Origin of the sequence: Halobacillus halophilus (genome assembly GCF_020171985.1) — a bacterium.
GTDB classification, from domain to species: Bacteria; Bacillota; Bacilli; order Bacillales; family Halobacillaceae; genus Halobacillus; species Halobacillus halophilus_A.
On record NZ_JAIVAL010000008.1, the window covers coordinates 96,515 to 110,737 of the forward strand.

Annotated in this window: 12 protein-coding genes and 2 tRNA genes; 3 read left to right on the forward strand and 11 right to left on the reverse strand. The window is 43.8% G+C overall.

Features of this window, described 5'->3' with window-relative positions; genetic code table 11:
* Positions 1-62: 62 nt before the first annotated feature.
* From LCM11_RS13745 to LCM11_RS13780, 8 genes are all read right to left on the reverse strand, one after another.
* A complete protein-coding gene (locus LCM11_RS13745) occupies positions 63-857 on the reverse strand; it encodes an MBL fold metallo-hydrolase (protein ID WP_224894863.1) in 795 nt (264 codons plus the stop codon).
* Positions 854-1,798, reverse strand: coding sequence for a two-component system regulatory protein YycI (locus LCM11_RS13750; RefSeq protein WP_224894864.1), 945 nt, complete (start codon positions 1,796-1,798; stop codon positions 854-856). Before LCM11_RS13750 ends, LCM11_RS13745 begins: the two co-directional genes overlap by 4 nt.
* A 17-nt stretch (positions 1,799-1,815) precedes the next feature.
* Positions 1,816-3,171 (reverse strand): YycH family regulatory protein, encoded by a 1,356-nt coding sequence (locus tag LCM11_RS13755; protein WP_224894865.1) that lies wholly within the window; start codon positions 3,169-3,171, stop codon positions 1,816-1,818.
* A complete protein-coding gene (walK, locus tag LCM11_RS13760; protein ID WP_224894866.1) occupies positions 3,168-4,997 on the reverse strand; it encodes a cell wall metabolism sensor histidine kinase WalK in 1,830 nt (609 codons plus the stop codon). The genes LCM11_RS13755 and walK overlap by 4 nt, the downstream gene beginning before the upstream one ends.
* 7 nt (positions 4,998-5,004) lie before the next feature.
* Positions 5,005-5,709, reverse strand: a complete 705-nt coding sequence (gene yycF / locus LCM11_RS13765; protein WP_224894867.1) for a response regulator YycF — start codon at positions 5,707-5,709, stop codon at positions 5,005-5,007.
* Positions 5,710-6,244: 535 nt separating this feature from the next.
* On the reverse strand, positions 6,245-7,546 hold the full coding sequence (locus tag LCM11_RS13770; RefSeq protein WP_224894868.1) for a M23 family metallopeptidase: 1,302 nt from the start codon (positions 7,544-7,546) through the stop codon (positions 6,245-6,247).
* 312 nt (positions 7,547-7,858) lie between these two features.
* Positions 7,859-7,931: transfer RNA gene (locus tag LCM11_RS13775), tRNA-Phe, on the reverse strand.
* Between the two features lie 197 nt (positions 7,932-8,128).
* Positions 8,129-8,205, reverse strand: a tRNA-Asp gene (locus LCM11_RS13780).
* Between the two features lie 156 nt (positions 8,206-8,361).
* Here LCM11_RS13780 and LCM11_RS13785 point away from each other — a divergent pair.
* A complete protein-coding gene (locus tag LCM11_RS13785) occupies positions 8,362-8,844 on the forward strand; it encodes a hypothetical protein (protein ID WP_224894869.1) in 483 nt (160 codons plus the stop codon).
* 30 nt (positions 8,845-8,874) lie between these two features.
* Here LCM11_RS13785 and LCM11_RS13790 read toward each other — a convergent pair whose 3' ends face one another.
* Complete coding sequence (locus LCM11_RS13790; protein ID WP_224894870.1) at positions 8,875-9,429, reverse strand: TIGR00730 family Rossman fold protein; 555 nt, start codon at positions 9,427-9,429, stop codon at positions 8,875-8,877.
* Between the two features lie 75 nt (positions 9,430-9,504).
* Positions 9,505-10,794, reverse strand: coding sequence for an adenylosuccinate synthase (locus tag LCM11_RS13795; protein ID WP_224894871.1), 1,290 nt, complete (start codon positions 10,792-10,794; stop codon positions 9,505-9,507).
* A gap of 227 nt (positions 10,795-11,021) precedes the next feature.
* Here LCM11_RS13795 and LCM11_RS13800 point away from each other — a divergent pair, with 227 nt between their 5' ends.
* Both LCM11_RS13800 and LCM11_RS13805 read left to right on the forward strand, forming a co-directional pair.
* A complete protein-coding gene (locus LCM11_RS13800) occupies positions 11,022-11,801 on the forward strand; it encodes a DeoR/GlpR family DNA-binding transcription regulator (protein WP_224894872.1) in 780 nt (259 codons plus the stop codon).
* On the forward strand, positions 11,792-12,646 hold the full coding sequence (locus LCM11_RS13805) for a Cof-type HAD-IIB family hydrolase (RefSeq protein ID WP_224894873.1): 855 nt from the start codon (positions 11,792-11,794) through the stop codon (positions 12,644-12,646). Before LCM11_RS13800 ends, LCM11_RS13805 begins: the two co-directional genes overlap by 10 nt.
* A 105-nt stretch (positions 12,647-12,751) precedes the next feature.
* Here LCM11_RS13805 and dnaB read toward each other — a convergent pair whose 3' ends face one another.
* A complete protein-coding gene (dnaB, locus tag LCM11_RS13810; protein WP_014645346.1) occupies positions 12,752-14,113 on the reverse strand; it encodes a replicative DNA helicase in 1,362 nt (453 codons plus the stop codon).
* Between the last annotated feature and the right edge of the window lie 110 nt (positions 14,114-14,223).

The window sequence follows — 14,223 nt, forward strand, 5'->3', positions numbered from 1 at the left end:
TTCTTCGCTCGTTTATGATCTACTCACGTATTCTTTCCAGTTTTATCAAAAATAAAACGCTGTTACACCTCATAAATCGGAGTTGCCTGTTTCGGATCGGTATCATGAAGCTCTAAGCGAGAGCCAATGTGGAATCCCCGTTCCTCTAAAATGTTTCTCACGGACATACGCGCCAGGTCCTTCATATTATTGTCCAGACTCAAGTGGGCCAGATAGATACGCTGCGTGCGGTCCGTCAGAATATCGGTTAAGGCGAGAGCACAATCTTCATTCGAGACGTGACCGGAATCTCCTAATATACGCCGTTTTACATTCCACGGATATCGTCCCATGCGGAGCATACTTACGTCATGATTGGACTCAAAAATATAAGCGTCGGCATCCTCCACCGTTTTTTTAATTCTTTCAGATACATAGCCCAAATCGGTTACAAGCGCTACTTTCTTTCCGTCCTGATGGAAGGTGAAAAACATTGGATCCGCAGCATCGTGCGAGACTGCAAATGATTCTATATCAAGATTTCCGAACGTTTTCGTTTCTTCCATATTAAAATGAAATTTCTGATCCAATGATAATTTTCCGATATGCCCTTCCATGGCGTGCCACGTTTTTTCATTCGCATAGACAGGGAGATTATAACGTCTTGCCATAATTCCAAGTCCCTTAATATGGTCGCTATGCTCATGCGTAACTAAAATTCGGGATAACTCATTCGGATCAATATGCACTTGCTGCAATAAACTTTCGATACGCTTCCCACTTAATCCTGCATCGACTAAAATCTTTTCTTCCCCAGATTCTATATAAAAAGCATTACCTGTACTGCCAGAAGCTAGTACACTCATACGTAAAGTCATTCATTAGACACTCCATTGTTTGTTTCTTCATTACTTTTCTCATTATCCACCAGAGGGGCAGGTGTATTATTCACACTTAAATTAAAGGATCTGTTAATCTTCTCGATAAAGGCTGACTCCTCTTCGTCAATAATCGCTCCCGTGATCGCATAGACAAACAGGATCTTCTCTCCATTTACCGTCACTTTCCACGTTGGTGCAAATACTTGAGGGCCATTCTCCTCGCCTGGTACTAAATTAATACTGTTGTAGTAACCGACCGTCATATTGGTAACCTCGTCTCCAGAGACTAAGTGTTCTTCATCCATTAATTTCTGGATGACCTTACTCGGCTGAATCAACTGCGGATCCTTAGTACTGGAGCTTGATGCTTGTTCTTCTCCATCCGAGAACGATATTAACGTAGCGATATAGCTTGTTATTTTCCCGTCTGCAACCTGAAGCATTAAGAAGCCTCCACTATTATAAAAGATGGTGCGCTCATTTTTCTTCTGGAAGAACAGGATCACTCCTTCTTCCTTGTTCCAGTTCCAATATTCATACTGATTACTAAAAGGAACCACACGGTTGACCTGCTCCTCGACATTTTCTTCTGTAACTTCAACAGGCTCATCGAGTTTGCCTTTTAAGACACTGTTATTCTGTACAGCAACCGTCTGCTCGTCACCTTCTCGTAATTGTTGGATCTGGGAAAGGATCCCCTCTGAAAACTCGCTGCCTGAAGAAATCGTCTGAGGAACGGACGGCACTTCGGTTGGGATGTTATCCCAGGAAACCTTAATGTTATTGTTTTCAAGCTCGTCTTCAAAATCCTCAGAGTTAGCTGTAGCAATCGGACCAAGCTCCGAGGCCTGCTGCTTTTCCATAAACTGATTGAGGAGAAAGATATCCAGCACTAAAAAACTAAGGATAAATAATACTTTAATTTGTCCCCATTGCATTTACACCCTTCTCCTTCCTAGGATACTTCTTCATTTTGGCTTAATTCTTCCATTTCCAGAGGGACCCAGCTTCCCGAAAGTCTAACAAACCATCCAGGAAAAAGGGAATAAGCAAGGTTTGGCCGCTGCTCTTTCAACTGATACCCGATCTTCACTCCGTCCACTTCGTCTAAATTATATTTGTCTGTGTTCATTAGAAATTCCCGCACTTCTTCTCCTGAAGCGAGCTCGTCCGTGGACGTATTATCATAAGGATAACGCTCAAAACTGACAAGCGGGCGAATATACTCCTGGATCGAACCTTGCTCATATTTCATAGACATGATTTCTACATTGGTTTCGCTTGAAAGAATAGGCAGGCCATTGAAATGCATGCGGTACGTTGCCTTCTCCATAGTCGAGGAAATACTGTCCAAATAAAACGTGTTGGTCCAGCCAACGTGGTTGTTCACGTCACTGATGCTCCGAGTTAATAAATCATACTCAAGCAGCGGACTCGGGTTCGCACGGTTAGGAATCATATACTCATATTTAAGTCTTGTTTCATTATCCAGAACATCCAATCGCCGGTCTGTTGTAGCCAGACGCCGGTGACCATTAATCGATGAAGATGAGACCACGGCATTAGGTGGAAAAAGATCGTTTTGAATCGGAACAAGTGGTATTGGAGTAGTCTGCAGGACTTCCTCAGGATATGCCACACGACCTTTAGGAAGATAGATCGTACTTTCAATCTCTGAATCCCCGAGAAGGGGGATCGTACCATCCAAAGCAATCTGCTCGATTAAGTCATTCTTCTCCTCGAGTTCATTAAATAATTGGCTCCCATAGTCTCCATCAATGGTGGCCCTGAGCTTAGCCGGGGCTACATCATCCGTCGAATCGACGGCCAGCACCTGATAAAAAGAAGACGAATTATCATCGTGTCCATGAATAAAGAACAGCCTGTTAAACACCTGTGTCTCGGAAAGCTCTTTTGTACTGACAGTGAAAATGTTCGCAAGTACCTTTAGAGGAAGCTCCTCAGAAAAAATGGCTTCCACTACATGACTATCCTCATCAAAACGGGGCTGTTCTGGAGTTTCGTCCACATTCAAAAGCTCCCATTGCTGCATTCTGTCGTACATTGCCGTTTTGTCTGCCGGATCTTCATAGGAATAAGAAGCGCCGCTTTCGTGAAAAACGAACTGCTCCGGCTCCACAAGGCTCACAATATCATTTTCTTCGCCGTCTAATTGAGTGGTATCAATGACTTCTTCTCCCTCTTCAACGACTTCACCGCTTGGCTGATAGTTCCACAGAGCGACAGTTAACACTAGACTAAGAGCAATTAGTATAACTAAAGTTACGGACTTCATTGTTTCCATGTTCATGAATTTGCCCTCCGCTTCTGACTCATTAACGGAAGTGTAAAGTGCACCGAGGTCCCTTTACCCTCTTTACTTTCTGCCCATATTTTACCGTGATGGGCTTCAATCATTTCCCGGGCAATAGCGAGACCAAGACCGGTTCCGCCCATTTCTCTAGCCCGTGATTTATCTACCCGGTAAAATCGGTCAAAGATTTTATCTACTGTATCTGACGGCATCCCGATTCCTTCATCCGTCACACTCACACGAAGCTGCTTCCTTGTAGAATACGCATCAAAACGAATCGTGCCGCCTTCAGGTGAGTATTTTACAGCGTTGGATATGACATTATCCAGCACTTGTGTCAATTTATCCTTGTCCATCCAAACGTACATGTTTTTCTTCGGAAGGTTTCTTTCAAATTCCATATTTTCATCTTTATTCATCTCAAAACGATCAATAATCTGATTAAAGAAGCCGACAAACTCGACACGCTCTCTCATTAAGGTCGTTTCTTTATGATCCATCTTCGTTAGCTGCAGCAAATCGTTGACTAAACGAATCATACGATCGGTTTCATTCTGGGTGACATCTAAGAATCTCGGAGCAATCTCAGGGTCCTGCCAGGCTCCATCGTTTAAGGCCTCAATGTAGCTACGCATGGTCGTAAGCGGTGTACGCAGCTCATGGGAAACGTTCGACACGAACTCCCTGCGTTCCTGCTCTACTTTCTCCTGTTCTGTAACGTCACTAATTACCGAAATAAATCCGTCCATTTCTTCATTCTCATCTTCTACCACTGAAAAATTAGCCTTGATCAGCAGATGCTTATCTTCACTGCTGAGGTCAATAATCATCGAGCCCGCTTCTTCGACTTCTGAAATATCATCCATCTGGTCGCCTAAATCAAAAACATCGATTAAAGACTGACCCTGGACTTCTTCAAACGATTGTCCAATCAGCTTAGAGGCTGGCGCATTCATTAAAATGATAGCTCCAATGCGGTCCGTAGCAATGACACCATCCGACATATTCGACAAAACGGAACTTAATTTTCGCCGCTCCCCTTCTGTTGTTGCCTGGGCTAACTTCAGTTTATCGTTCAAGTCGTTAAACGTAAGACCGAGCTGTCCAATTTCATCATTACCTTTTACATCAACCTTCTGGGAGAAATCGCCGGTAGCCATAATCTGAGCCTGCTTTTTCATTTCCGTTAAGGGCTTGGTAATGGTACGGGCGACCAGGATCCCAAGCAGAGCCGTGACCGTGATCGCAAGCAGGGTTCCCTTGGCAAATATACTATTAATCGACTGCATTTGTTCGTAGATACCATCCATGCGGGCCTGATAGTGGAGTACCCCGACTATTTCTCCGGCTTCCGTTGTAATAGGCTTCTCTCCTACATACAAGTTTTTGCCATCCTGCCGTACAGTCCGCGGATCGGTCTCGCCCAGAATAAATACTTTAGTAATCCGGGCATCGGTCACTTTTTTACCGATATTGGCGCGATCATCACTGCCACTGTCAAACGAGGCAATAATATTCGGCCCTGTTTTTTCAATCACTTGTAATTTCTTGATATCGGATTCATTAAATTCGTTGATTAACCCCTCTACTTCTGCCTGCAAAGAGGGATCACCCTCGCCTCGTTCTGCCTCAAAGGCATTTTGGAGACTATACGTGAGTGAATTTAAGCGTCCTTCAATCGAGTTTGTAAAATTTTCCGTCAGATTATTTTCCAACCTCTCAACAAAATAGGCACCAATCACTTGGATGCCTAATAAAAGAAGCAGAATATAAACGAGAATCAGCTTCAGTCTGACGGACTGAAAAAAACCTACTTTCTTCATAAAAACATTACTCCTGCTCTGGATTTCTTAAATAATACCCAACCCCGCGTCTGGTAACGATCCAAACAGGATTACTAGGATTTTCTTCAATTTTCTCGCGCAGTCGACGCACGGTGACGTCTACCGTCCTCACATCTCCGTAATAATCATAGCCCCAGACGGTTTCCAGTAAATGCTCACGCGTCATGACCTGGCCGATATGACGGGCTAAGTAATGTAATAATTCAAATTCACGGTGGGTCAATTCAATGTAAGAACCGTCCCGTGTCACGGTATAAGCATCTGGATGAATCGATAATCTGCCTATGGTGATGTCTTTAGGCTGCTGGGAGCTTTCTTCCGGCTCCTGCTGCTGACGCCGCAAATTAGCTTTGACGCGGGCAATCAGTTCGCGATTACTGAACGGTTTAGTCACGTAATCATCGGCACCCATTTCAAGTCCAAGGACTTTATCTATTTCCGCATCTTTGGCTGTCAGCATAATGATTGGCATATTATGATTCTTGCGCACTTCCCGGCAGACTTCGTTTCCGTCCTTATTCGGAAGCATGATATCTAATAGAATTAAATCAGGGTCTTCTTCGTCTGCCTTTTGAATGGCTTCATCGCCGTCATAGGCACACACGACCTCATATCCTTCTTTTTCTAAATTGAATTTCAATATATCTGCAATTGGCTTTTCATCGTCTACAACTAAGATCTTCAGTGCCATACACTGTCACATCCCTTTCCTCGACTTCTATACCATCTATTATTTTAACTTATTTATGGAAAAATGTCTTTTTCTAATAAAAAGTTATGAAAAATGTATTCAGAAAACATAATTTTTTCTACCAAAAAACCGCTGTGACCAACATGCCACAGCGGTTTCTGACTTAAATGCTCCGTTAAAAATTCTTATTGATTTTTCATATTAAGAAGGAGAACCTTTCTCTTCCAGAAGGGTCCGTTTTTCACAATCAGGCTGGGGTGGTGAGGAAATGGCGAGACTCCCGTGGGAGAAGGATCTAGGTGAGACCCCACAAGGAGTGAAATGACTGAGGAGGCTCATGGAAAAAAGGAGGATCGACTAAATTCGCCACGTCCTGTGGCAATGTCGATCGACCCTACGTCATGTAGGGCCACAGGAAAGCGATTTATTTCCCCACCAACCCTTATCCATCTAACGTAACGGACCCATTTATCTCGAAATCGAGTCTTCAAGTAACGGAGCTTTTCTTTAACACCATGGAAATAGAACAGGGTTATTAGAAAAATGAATCTGGATCTTCGAGTTTTCCATCTTTGTGAATTTCAAAGTGCAAGTGGATACCTGTGGAGTTGCCTGTTGTCCCCATAACACCTAGTTTGTTTCCTTTTCGAACAGTTTCTCCTACCTCCACGTCAATCGAATCAAGGTGAGCATAAATCGTTTCATAGCCGTTATTATGATCAATGACGACTTTATTTCCAAACCCAGACTGATATTCAGCCGTAACGACTTCTCCATTATCAGCGGCCTTGATTGTACGGTCATCCACACCTGCAATATCGATTCCTTTATGATACCTTCCCCATCTTTCACCCACATGGCTCGTAATCGTTCCTTCAACTGCAGGCCAGGCGAACGTCCCCGTTCCACGGGAAGGGATGATTTTCGTTCCTTTAAGAATCACTTCTTCGACAGGTTCTTCGACCACTTCTTCTTTTAAGGTTTCTCTCGCCTCCACGCTTCCATTCTTTTTGGTAATCAAAGTATGGATTTCTTTTCTTCCATCACTGCCCTCTTGTTTTGTTTCTGTTTCACCTTTTAATAGATCATTGGTTTTTACAATCTTTCGGGAGGACTCTATCGTTTGTTCTTCCACGTCTTTTTCTTGAACGACGACCTCGGTCAGAGGTTCGGAAACTTCCCCCTCCACCGGCTTATTTCCTCCCTGGCTATTTTCCACCACGGTTCCTTTTTTCACCTCTCGCACGACTTGCGAAACGGAAGATATTTGGGAAGGGTGTACTTCCGAGCTCTCTCCTTTAATTTCATGGCTGAGTTCAACCGATAAAATACCGGATGCCCTTTCTTCCATCTCTATTGGTTTACCTTTCGAATCTTGGGACTCTAATTGAGTAAGAGTTTCCTCTTCCACATATTTTTCTTTCAACCGCTGTTTAACTTCTTCTATTTCCTCATCGGCAGAAAGGTGAGCGACCGTTTGATCATCTATGTTTACTTGAACGGATTCAGCGGAAACCGAAATCGATTCCCCTAGTCGTTCCAGCACTTTCGCTTTCTTACTCTCAGACGAAAGATTTTTCTCAGGCGTAAAGGTGATATCTTCGTTCAAGTTAAGATCTTCTTCACTATATGTGATTTCCGCTCTATGAACACGATCCTCGATAAAGGACTGAATGTCTTCCTTATTTTCTACCGTTCCAATGGGTTCATCATCCACATATACCTGATAGACCGTATTTAAATTCTTCTCTGCATAAGCTGTGCCCACGGTTAAGCTTAATACCAGCGCTCCTGTAAAAGCAGCCTTTGTCACAACCGCTTTTCTATCTTTCTTCATTTTCTTTCCCCCTGTGAATCTATCTATCTCTTTTATCATCATTATTATTAATATTTTCACTTAATAAACCTATCATATGAAAATTATTAATAAAATAGGGGAGAGAAAATGTAATATTCTTATCATATACTTACCAAAACCAGGTACCAGTGCTAATATTTCCGCCTTATGCATACCCAAAAATATTATAAATTATACTAACTTTCCACATTTTTCATTAAACTATATGAAAATATTAGTAATAGAAGCAGGAACTGAGAAAATTAAATATAAAAAAAGCCTGCGAGTTTATCGCAGACTTTCTAGAGAGAGTGGCTCGGGACGGAATCGAACCGCCGACACACGGATTTTCAGTCCGTTGCTCTACCGACTGAGCTACCGAGCCGTACTATAAAGTTTTCTTTTTGTCGCTCCACATAAATGGATTTCGACGTTTCCACCAGCCGTCGAGCCAGAGAGTTACTTATACCTTTACAATTGGACGAATTTCGTCAAGTCCATGAAGTAAAAAAACATATATTTGTCAAAAACTATTCACGTTTATTCGTTAAATTTCTAACTTTCAACATGTTATAATAGCAATGGCGGTCCGGACGGGACTCGAACCCGCGACCTCCTGCGTGACAGGCAGGCATTCTAACCAACTGAACTACCGGACCATGATCGCTTTCTTACTGCGACGTTTAACATCATATCATATGCATATATCAGGCGCAATACTATTTTTTCTTATCGGACGTATTTTGCTTTTCATATCACCCGTGCAAGCTCACATATAATTTTTACAAGACTACGTTTTAGAAAGGAGGGATCCTTTGAAGAAAACTTTACGTTCTATTTCTTTGGTCCTTATTATTTTATTGATTGCCGTGCTCGGCTACTTAAAAATGAACCCGCCCCTGACGCAGGGTTCGATTGGAACGACAAGTGACAAGCTGTCTGTTATTGTGGCCCTTGGTAACAAGAATTTATTAGGGGACATCCACATTACCGACGTTTCGATAAATGCCAACCAGGCGCCTGCGAAGGTACGGATGCAGGTCAGTAACTCTACGAAAGGTTTTATCATTACAGATACTTATCAGCCTTATGAAGAAGAATACGGAATGAAAGACTACGAGACGATTACACTCGAACCCAAAAGTGCTCCGATACCATTCTCCAAGCAGGCCAAAGCGGGCTCTGAAAACCCTGCAAGAATCTATGGTTTAAGCATAACGGAAAACACCCCGATTGAACGGATCAATGTGACGTATCGCTACCTGGGGATTTCATTCGTAAAAACCATTAATGTATAAAAAAAGACCAGCGCAGGCGCTGATCTTTTTTTATTGATCGGTTGAATGATAAGTATTCAGTTTGTTTAACAGTTCATACGGATCAGAAGAATCTACAACAATGCTCCGATTGCTTTCAGGCACAAATCCCGCCTCAATGGCATGCTCAATTAATCGTTTTAAAGGGGTATAGTATTCTTCAATATTGAATAAAGCAACTGGCTTTTTGTGCAGTCCTATCTGTGCCCAGCTCACGGTCTCAAATAATTCTTCGAACGTTCCAAATCCTCCTGGGAGCGCGATATATCCATCAGCAAGTTCACTCATCTTTGCTTTTCGCTCATGCATCGTGTTCACTTCTATAAATTCGCTCAGTTCCGTATGAACGATTTCACGGTCAAATAATTCCGTAGGCATGACCCCCGTGACTTTTCCTCCCTGCTGAAGAATGCTGTCGGCAAGTACACCCATTAATCCACTTTTGGCTCCCCCGTACACCAGCTCAATATTTTTCTCAGCAAATGCTTTTCCGAGTTTTTTGGCTTCTTCCGTATAGGCTGGGTTGTGACCGGCGCTTGATCCCGCAAATACACATATTTGTTTCACGTGAAACACTCTCCTTCTTCTCTTATCATAAGCAAAACACGCCTGACTTAGCCAAGCCAGGCGTTGAAACATCATTTATTCGCTGTAAACACTCCGTACAATGTTAGTCTGGTTACGATCCGGCCCTACCGAAAATACAGAAAGAGGGATCCCCGTAAGCTGTGAAACGCGTTCGATGTAATTGCGTGCATTGACTGGAAGATCACTCAATGTTTTGGCACCGGTAATATCTTCTGTCCAGCCCGGCAGTTCTTCATATACCGGTTCACATTCAGCGAGCACCTTCAAGCTGGCCGGGAATTCTTCCATAATTTCTCCTCTGTACCTATAAGCGGTACAAATTTTTAACGTCTCAATACCCGTTAATACATCGACTGAGTTAAGGGACAGGTCTGTAATTCCGCTCACGCGGCGGGCATGGCGGACCACTACGCTGTCAAACCAGCCGACACGGCGGGGTCTGCCTGTCGTGGTGCCGTATTCTTTCCCAACTTCACGGATTTGATCACCCGTCTCATTATCCAGTTCGGTTGGAAAAGGACCGTCTCCTACGCGAGTCGTATAGGCTTTAGACACCCCGACTACATGCTTGATCTTAGACGGGCCGACACCGGAACCAATGGTGACTCCTCCGGCAATTGGGTTGGAAGAGGTAACGAAAGGATAGGTTCCTTGATCGATATCAAGCATAACTCCCTGTGCGCCTTCAAATAGAATGCGGCGGCCTTCATCCAGGCTGTCATTCAACACCACAGAGGTATCGCAGACATATTTTTCGATTTGCTGTCCGTATTCGTAGTATTCTTCGAGGATTTCCTCGACCGTAAACGGTTTTGTTTCATAAACTTTTTCAAACAAACGATTCTTTTCTTCCACGTTCTGTTCAAGCTTTTCTTTAAAGCTTTCTTTATCCATCAGATCAGCTATACGAATACCCATACGTGCGGCTTTGTCCATATAGGCCGGTCCGATCCCTTTTTTCGTGGTACCGATTTTGTTTGCACCTTTTTGTTCTTCCTGCAGGGTATCGAGCTTCAAGTGGTAAGGAAGAATGACGTGTGCACGGTTGCTGATTCGAAGGTTATCTGTAGATACTCCTTTATCATGTAAGTATTTCAGTTCTTCAAGCAGCGCTTTAGGATCAATGACCATTCCATTGCCCAGCACACAAGTTTTATCATTAAAAAAGATTCCAGACGGTATTAAATGCAATTTATAAGTAACGCCATCAAATTTAATCGTATGCCCGGCATTGTTTCCACCTTGATAACGTGCAACAACCTCGGCATTTTGTGATAGAAAATCGGTTATCTTGCCTTTTCCTTCGTCACCCCACTGGGTTCCGACTACAACTACTGACGACATAAGGCACCTCCGCCAAAAATTTGTTTTATATTATTTCCACCGTCAGTTTACCAATGATATCCTTGCAAGTCAACGCAATTCCCGAACAATAAACCAATTCATCCATTTAATAGTTCGGTTATCACAAATCGCATTTCATTATGATTGCTTACATTTACTTATAAGGATTGAAATATTATCCTTCCTGACTTATGATGACTTATATAATACATACAGGGAGGGAATCGATGTATCAGGAAGAACGATTGGTGGAGATCGTGGATTACATAAACGAAAATCGGCGTATTTCCGTGGATCAAATTTGTGAGTTATTTGATGTATCCAGAGATACCGCAAGAAGAGACCTTGTTAAATTAGAAAATAAAAGAGCGATTGTCCGAACCAGAGGGGGGGCCATTTCACCTGGAACCAGCCCTGAAATCAAGAATTATCGGCACCGCCTTCATAGCGTAACGGCTGAAAAAAGAGAAATTGGAAAGCGGGCCGCTTCAATCCTGGCCCCAGGTGATACCGTTATTCTTGATACTTCCACCACTGTGCAGGCATGTGCGGGAGAACTCGAAGACACGGAGATGACCGTCATCACGAATTCCATCCATCAGGCTGAGATTCTATCAGGCAACCATCATCTCAGGATTCATCTTCTTGGCGGGGAGCTTCATAAAGAACATGGTTTCCTGTACGGAACTTCTACCATCGACAAACTGAACCAGTATCATGTCGATAAAGCATTTATAGGTGTGGTAGGTATATCAGAGCAAGGATTGACTATTGGGCATGAAGAGGATGGAATGGTGAAGCGCAAGATGATGGAACAAGCCAGGCAGGTGATTGTGCTTGCCGACCACACTAAGATCGGCGTCACGGAGTTCTTTCAGTTCGCTACATTAGAAGATATTGACGTTATGATAACAGACCGCACGCCTGAACAGAATTTCCGCGACCTGCTGGAAATGAATCAGGTAGAATTACTTGTAACGGAGGAGGAGAAAGACATATGGAGTTAATTGCAATAGATTTAGACGGTACCCTGCTTAACAGCAGCCACAAGATTAGCGAAGAGAATATAAAGGCCATAAAATACGCGCAAGCTCAAGGAGTAGAAGTGGTCGTCGCTACTGGACGGGCTGAGTTCGATGTCCGGGAAGTATTCGCTCATACGGATCTCGCCACCTGGGTCATTGGCGCAAATGGAGCTACCATCCACCGCCCGAACGGCACGCTGTTCGATTCGGTACCTATTGAAGAAAAAGACGCGGAAGCTATATTAAGCTGGCTTGAACAGGAGCAATTCTATTACGAAGTATTCAGTGATTCTTCCATCTTAACCCCTCAAAATGGACGCCGCCTCTTACAAATAGAAATGGATCGCATTAAGAGCGCCAACCCCGAGGCTGATATAGAAGAGCTTGAAAAAGCCCTGGAAAAACAATTCAGCCAGACCGGTTTTTATCATGTGGATTCCTACAAGGATATTACGGAGTCGGGATCACCTGTCTATAATATTCTGGCCTTCTCATTTGAACAGGAAAAGCTCGACAAAGGCTGGCACACCTTTGAATCGAACCCAGACCTTACCCTTGTCAGTTCAGCCAACCATAACTTTGAGTTTGAGCATAAAAATGCGTCCAAAGGGCTTGCCCTGCAAAAGCTCGCTGCCCATCTGTACCTTCCAATCAGCGAAACCGCTGCGATTGGAGACAGTTCCAATGACCTATCCATGCTTCATACGGCCGGCCATAGTGCGGCTATGGAAAATGCCAAAGATGTCGTAAAAGAAGCCAGTGAGTTTATAACCGCTCACAACGACAGCCACGGCGTAGCCCAGGCCATCTACCATTGGCTAAAATAATGAATCCCAATATATGGATGACCTGAGGTGGAAATATTAGACAGACAAAAACCCCCGCCAGGAGCTGATGATCAGCTTCTGACGGGGGTTTTGATATGATAAGAATTAGGCCGGAGGAATGTCTGCTTCGCTATAGCGGTGATCCAAATCTACGAACTTATTATACTCCTTCACGAAGGCAAGTTCGACGTTGCCGACAGGACCATTTCTTTGTTTGGATATAATAATTTCAATAATGTTCTGGTTCTCAGATTCCTGGTCGTAATAGTCATCACGGTATAAGAAGCCAACGATATCGGCATCCTGCTCGATTGACCCTGATTCACGCAGGTCGGACATCATGGGGCGCTTGTCCTGACGAGACTCCACACCACGTGACAGCTGAGACAAGGCAATGAGAGGAACGTTAAGCTCACGCGCGAGCCCCTTCAGGGAACGTGAAATCTCAGAAACCTCCTGCTGTCGGTTTTCCTTGGAATTAGCGCTTCCCTGAATTAATTGCAGATAATCGATCAGGATCATACCAAGACCGTGTTCTTGCTTTAACCGTCGGCATTTGGAGCGAATTTCGCTCACACGGATACCGGGGGTATCGTCAATATAGATTCCGGCATTCGATAAACTCCCCATCGCCATGGTCAGCTTATTCCAGTCTTCTGCTTCCATGTGACCTGTACGAAGCCGCTGAGCATCAATATTCCCTTCCGCACATAGCATACGGGAAACCAGCTGATCCGCTCCCATCTCCAAACTGAAGATTGCCACATTCTCTTCTGTATGAACAGCCACATTCTGAGCAATATTCAAAGCAAAGGCGGTCTTACCCATAGAAGGACGGGCTGCGATGATGATCAGGTCATTCCGCTGAAAACCGGAGGTAATATTGTCAAGATCACGATAACCTGTGGGAATTCCGGTTACGCCGCCTTCTTGATTGTGAAGCTGTTCAATATTATCGTAAACATCGATTAGTACGTCTTTAATACTTTTAAAAGCACTGGAGTTCTTTCTCTGGGAAACTTCCAGTATATCTTTTTCAGCCGAGTTCAGGACATCCTCCAGGTCTTCTTCTTCCGAATATCCGGTGGTTACGATGTTCGTGGCTGTCCTGATCAGACTTCTTAACGTTGATTTCTCGCTGACAATCTTCGTATAGTACGTAATATTGGCTGCCGTAGGTACGGAGTTTGCCACATCGGTAAGATAGGAGACCCCTCCCACTTCTTCTAATACTTTATTATTGGATAAAGCCGAAGTTACCGTTACCAGGTCAATTGGTTCTCCTTTATCAGCCAGCGTCATCATCACTTCAAAAATCCGCTGATGACTGGCACGATAGAAGTCTTCGGGCAGCAAATATTCTGAGGCAGTGGACATGGCTTCAGGCTCTAAAAAGACCGCACCCAGTACCGCCTGTTCAGCTTCAATATTATGGGGCGGCGTCCGGTCATTCCATACTTCACTCACTAGCTGTTCCTCCTCTGGTTGGTTCCAAACAAAATATAAGCACCCGACCCCTTCACTGCTTCACACACATGTTCCAATCGTGCTGAGGGTTAAAAGGCCAGGCGCTCATA